The sequence below is a fragment of the Pseudoxanthomonas sp. LjRoot204_2 genome, from assembly GCF_056175765.1.
Map to the genome: position 1 here is coordinate 1 of NZ_JBGFFG010000337.1, position 3,803 is coordinate 3,803.

Below are 3,803 nucleotides of genomic sequence, written 5' to 3' on the forward strand. Positions count from 1 at the left end.
GTGGTCGACACGCTGGCCATCAAGTGCGAGCGCGCACTGGACGAAGCCGGCAGCGACGTCATCGTCATCGCCGGCGGTGTCGGCGCCAACAAGCGGCTGCGCGCCAGGCTGCAGGAGATGGCGGCCAAGCGCGGCGGCCGTGCCTGCTTCCCCCGCCCGTCGCTGTGCACTGACAACGGCGCGATGATCGCCTTCGCCGGTGCGTTGCGACTGGAAGCGGGCCAGCACGAGACGGCAGAGGTGAAGGTCACGCCACGCTGGGACATGGCGACGCTGCCGCAGGTGGCGCGGATCGCGGCGCCCTGAGCAGCCGAGTTCCGTTCAGGTTCAAGGCGGTCCGGGTAGGGTGACCGTTCCGCCAACCGACGCACCCTCCTGCGCAATGCAGTCCCCGGGGTGCGCATGAACCGCCTCAAGGGGTAACGGAATGATCGAACACCTGGACGCCCTGCGCGCGCACCTCGCGCCGTATCCTGGGGCCTACGCCCTCATCGCCGCCGGCGCACTCGTCTCGCTGGCCTGGCTGGCGAACTGGCTGACCAAGCGCGTGCTGCTGCGCGGCCTGCGCCGACTGCTTGCCACGCTGCCGGTGGGACAGGGCGACCAGCAGGTACGCCTGCGCGTCATCCCGAGGCTGGCCAACGTCGTCCCCGCCATCGTGCTCGCGGCCGGCGTCGCCTTCGTTCCCGACTTGCCGCCCTTGCTGGTGGCGGTGGTCCGCAACGTGTGCTTCGCCTTCATCATCCTTACGGTCGCGCTGGCCATCGCGGCGGCGCTCGACCTGGCCAACGAGGTCTACCAGCGTCGACCTGATGCCGCCGACAAACCGATCAAGGGCTACCTGCAACTGCTCAAGATCATCGTGTTCATGGTCGCCGCCGTCCTGATGGTGGCCGCGCTGATCGACCGGTCGCCGGTGATCCTGCTGTCCGGCCTGGGCGCGATGATGGCGGTGCTGATCCTGGTGTTCCAGGACACGTTGCTGTCGCTGGTGGCCAGCGTGACGATCAGTTCCAACGACATGGTCCGCGTGGGTGACTGGATCGAAATGCCCAGCCAGCACGCCGATGGTGATGTCGTCGACATTGCCCTGCACACGGTGAAAGTGCAGAACTGGGACAAGACGATCTCGACCATCCCGACCAAGAAGCTGATCGGCGAGTCGTTCAAGAACTGGCGGGGCATGAGCGAGTCCGGCGGCCGGCGCATCAAGCGTGCGCTGCACCTGGACCAGAACAGCGTGCGGTTCCTCGAGGATGCCGAACAGGCGCGCCTGCGCCGCTTCCGCCTGCTGGAGGACTACCTGCGGCACAAGGACGGCGAACTGCGGGCATGGAACACCTCGCTGGCCGCGCGGGGCAGGGAGACCGTCAACCACCGGCGGATCACCAACGTCGGCACGTTCCGCGCGTACGTCGAAGCCTATCTGCGCGCGCACGATGGCATCCACGATGGAATGACGCTGCTCGTCCGCCAGCTGCCGCCGGGCCCGACAGGACTGCCGCTGGAGATCTACTGCTTCACCCGGACAGTGGCGTGGGGCGCATACGAAGGCATCCAATCGGACATCTTCGACCACCTGCTGGCGATCCTCCCGGAGTTCGGGCTGCAGGTGTTCCAGGAGCCGGGCGGTGCCGACCTGCGGCGACTCGATGGCATGCCGCGTGCCGCCATGGGAGTCGCGGGCTGAGCGGGCGCGACGATTGCGCGTACCATTCCCGCACCCGGATCCAGAGCCCCCCATGGACATCGTTTTCATCGAAGACCTGCGCATCGAGACCGTCATCGGCATCTACGACTGGGAGCGCGGCATCCGCCAGACCGTCGCGCTGGACGTGGAGATGGCATTCGACAACCGTGTTCCCGCCGCGAGCGACGACATCGTGCACACGCTGGACTACAAGGCGGTGTCGAAGCGCTTGATCGCCTTCGTCGAAGGGGCGAACTTCGGCTTGGTCGAGACGCTCGCCGAACGATGCGCGGCGATCGTCCGCGAGGAATTCGGGGTGGCATGGGTACGGCTGAAGCTGAGCAAGCCCGGTGCGGTCACCGGCGCGCGCAACGTCGGCGTGCTGATCGAGCGTGGCGTGCGGCCGGACTGAACCATGGGAAAGGCCTATCTCAGCCTCGGCAGCAATGTGGAACCCGAGCGCCACCTGCGGGTGGCGGTGGATGCGCTTCGCGAGCGCTTCGGCGAGGTGGTGCTGTCGCCCGTCTACCGCACGCGCGCGGTCGGCTTCGACGGTACCGACTTCCTCAATGCGGCGGCCATCATCGACAGCGACCTGGATCCGCTGGCGCTGAACGACTGGCTGCACGCGCTGGAAGACGCGCATGGTCGCGACCGCAGCGGTCCGCGCTTCTCCGACCGCACGCTCGACATCGACATCGTGCTCTACGACGACCGGGTGATGCAGGGGCCGGGCAACCTGCGCCTGCCGCGCGATGAGCTGAAGCATGCCTTCGTGCTGCTGCCCCTGGTCGACATCGCACCCGACGTGGTCGAACCGCGCAGCGGCCATACGCTGGCGGCGCTGTGGCGCGGGCATCCCGACCACGACACGCCTCCGCAGGCGGTCCCGTTCCCGTAGCGCGCGCATGGCGCACGCTACGCCACATGCGCGTCAGGCGATGTGCCGGCCGCCGTCGACGTGGATTACCTGGCCGGTGACGTAGCCGGCGGTGTCGCCGAGCAGCCACGCCACGGTACCGGCGATGTCGTCCGGATCTCCGACGCGCGCCAACGGGGTCTGCGCCAGCAGGCGCGACTGTACGTCGGGATCGATCCCGCCATCGGGCCACAGGATGGCGCCGGGCGACACGGCATTCACCCGCACCTCCGGCGCCAGCGATACCGCCAGTCCGCGCGACACYGCCAGCAGCGCGTCCTTCGAGGCCGCGTAGACCGCCAGGTCCGCACGTGGCCTCTCGGCATAGACATCGGCGATGTTGACGATGGCGCCGCGTGCGGCGCGCAGGTGCGGAGCGGCCGCCTGCGCCAGGAAGAAGGGCGCGCGTCCGTTGACCGCGAACAGTTCCTCCCACTGCGCGGGGGTGGTGGCGCCGGCGGGGGTGGGATAGAAGGCGGAGGCATTGTTGACCAGCGCGTCGAGGCGGCCGAAGTGCCCGACGGTCTTGGCCACCAGTTCCGGCAGCCGGTCGAAGACTGCCAGGTCGGCCTGCAGCATCAGCGTGCTGCCCGCGCGTGCCGCTTCCAGGTCTCCGACCAGCGTGCGCATGTCGGAAGACGACCCGCGATAGTGCAGCGCCAGGTCATGGCCCTCGGCGTGGAGGCGACGTGCGATCGCCGCGCCGATGCGGCGTGCGGCACCGGTGATCAGGACGACGCGACGCGCTGTGGACATGGCAGGCTCCGGAAGCAAGGCCCGCATTGTCCCCTGAGTTGCACCGGAATGGCGCATGGCACCGCCAGCAATGTGAGGAGAACGCGGCATCGCCCGGATGCTTGACGGCGTGCGCATCGACCATGCATGTTGCGATGCATTACTCCTCGCCGGATGTGCCGGCGGGGACAGCAGGAAGGCGAATGGACTGGGCGAAGTACCGCACCACGACCTTTGACGAACTGATCCAGGCCGATGGACGGCCGCGACCGGCCGCGCGTCGCCTGGTGGAATACCTGGCCGGCCTGTCCGGCCGCGAGCTCGCCGAACGCCAGCTCGCCGCCGACGTGGTGGCGCGCGTCCAGGGCATCACCTTCACCGTGTATTCCGACGGCCGCAACGTCGACCGCACGCTGCCGTTCGACCTGATCCCGCGCATCATCCCGCTCAGCGAATGGC

Annotated in this window: 4 protein-coding genes and 2 pseudogenes; 5 read left to right on the forward strand and 1 reads right to left on the reverse strand. The window is 68.4% G+C overall.

Annotation, left to right across the window (positions count from 1 at the left end; genetic code table 11):
• The 4 genes and pseudogenes from AC04L7_RS14205 to folK all read left to right on the forward strand — a co-directional run.
• Positions 1 to 306, forward strand: a pseudogene (locus AC04L7_RS14205) (tRNA (adenosine(37)-N6)-threonylcarbamoyltransferase complex transferase subunit TsaD); the annotation flags it as partial.
• Between the two features lie 121 nt (positions 307 to 427).
• Positions 428 to 1,690: a mechanosensitive ion channel family protein gene (locus tag AC04L7_RS14210; protein ID WP_435996153.1), complete on the forward strand. Its 1,263-nt coding sequence runs from the start codon at positions 428 to 430 to the stop codon at positions 1,688 to 1,690.
• Between the two features lie 52 nt (positions 1,691 to 1,742).
• Positions 1,743 to 2,102 (forward strand): dihydroneopterin aldolase, encoded by a 360-nt coding sequence (folB, locus tag AC04L7_RS14215; RefSeq protein ID WP_435996155.1) that lies wholly within the window; start codon positions 1,743 to 1,745, stop codon positions 2,100 to 2,102.
• A gap of 3 nt (positions 2,103 to 2,105) precedes the next feature.
• Entirely contained in the window at positions 2,106 to 2,591 is a 486-nt protein-coding gene (gene folK / locus AC04L7_RS14220; protein ID WP_296281354.1) for a 2-amino-4-hydroxy-6-hydroxymethyldihydropteridine diphosphokinase, read from the forward strand.
• A gap of 33 nt (positions 2,592 to 2,624) precedes the next feature.
• Here the strand turns inward: folK and AC04L7_RS14225 are convergent, their stop codons facing one another.
• A complete protein-coding gene (locus AC04L7_RS14225) occupies positions 2,625 to 3,365 on the reverse strand; it encodes a pteridine reductase (RefSeq protein WP_435996158.1) in 741 nt (246 codons plus the stop codon).
• Positions 3,366 to 3,547: 182 nt separating this feature from the next.
• Between AC04L7_RS14225 and AC04L7_RS14230 the strand changes: the two are divergent.
• A pseudogene (locus tag AC04L7_RS14230) lies at positions 3,548 to 3,803 on the forward strand (circularly permuted type 2 ATP-grasp protein); the annotation flags it as partial.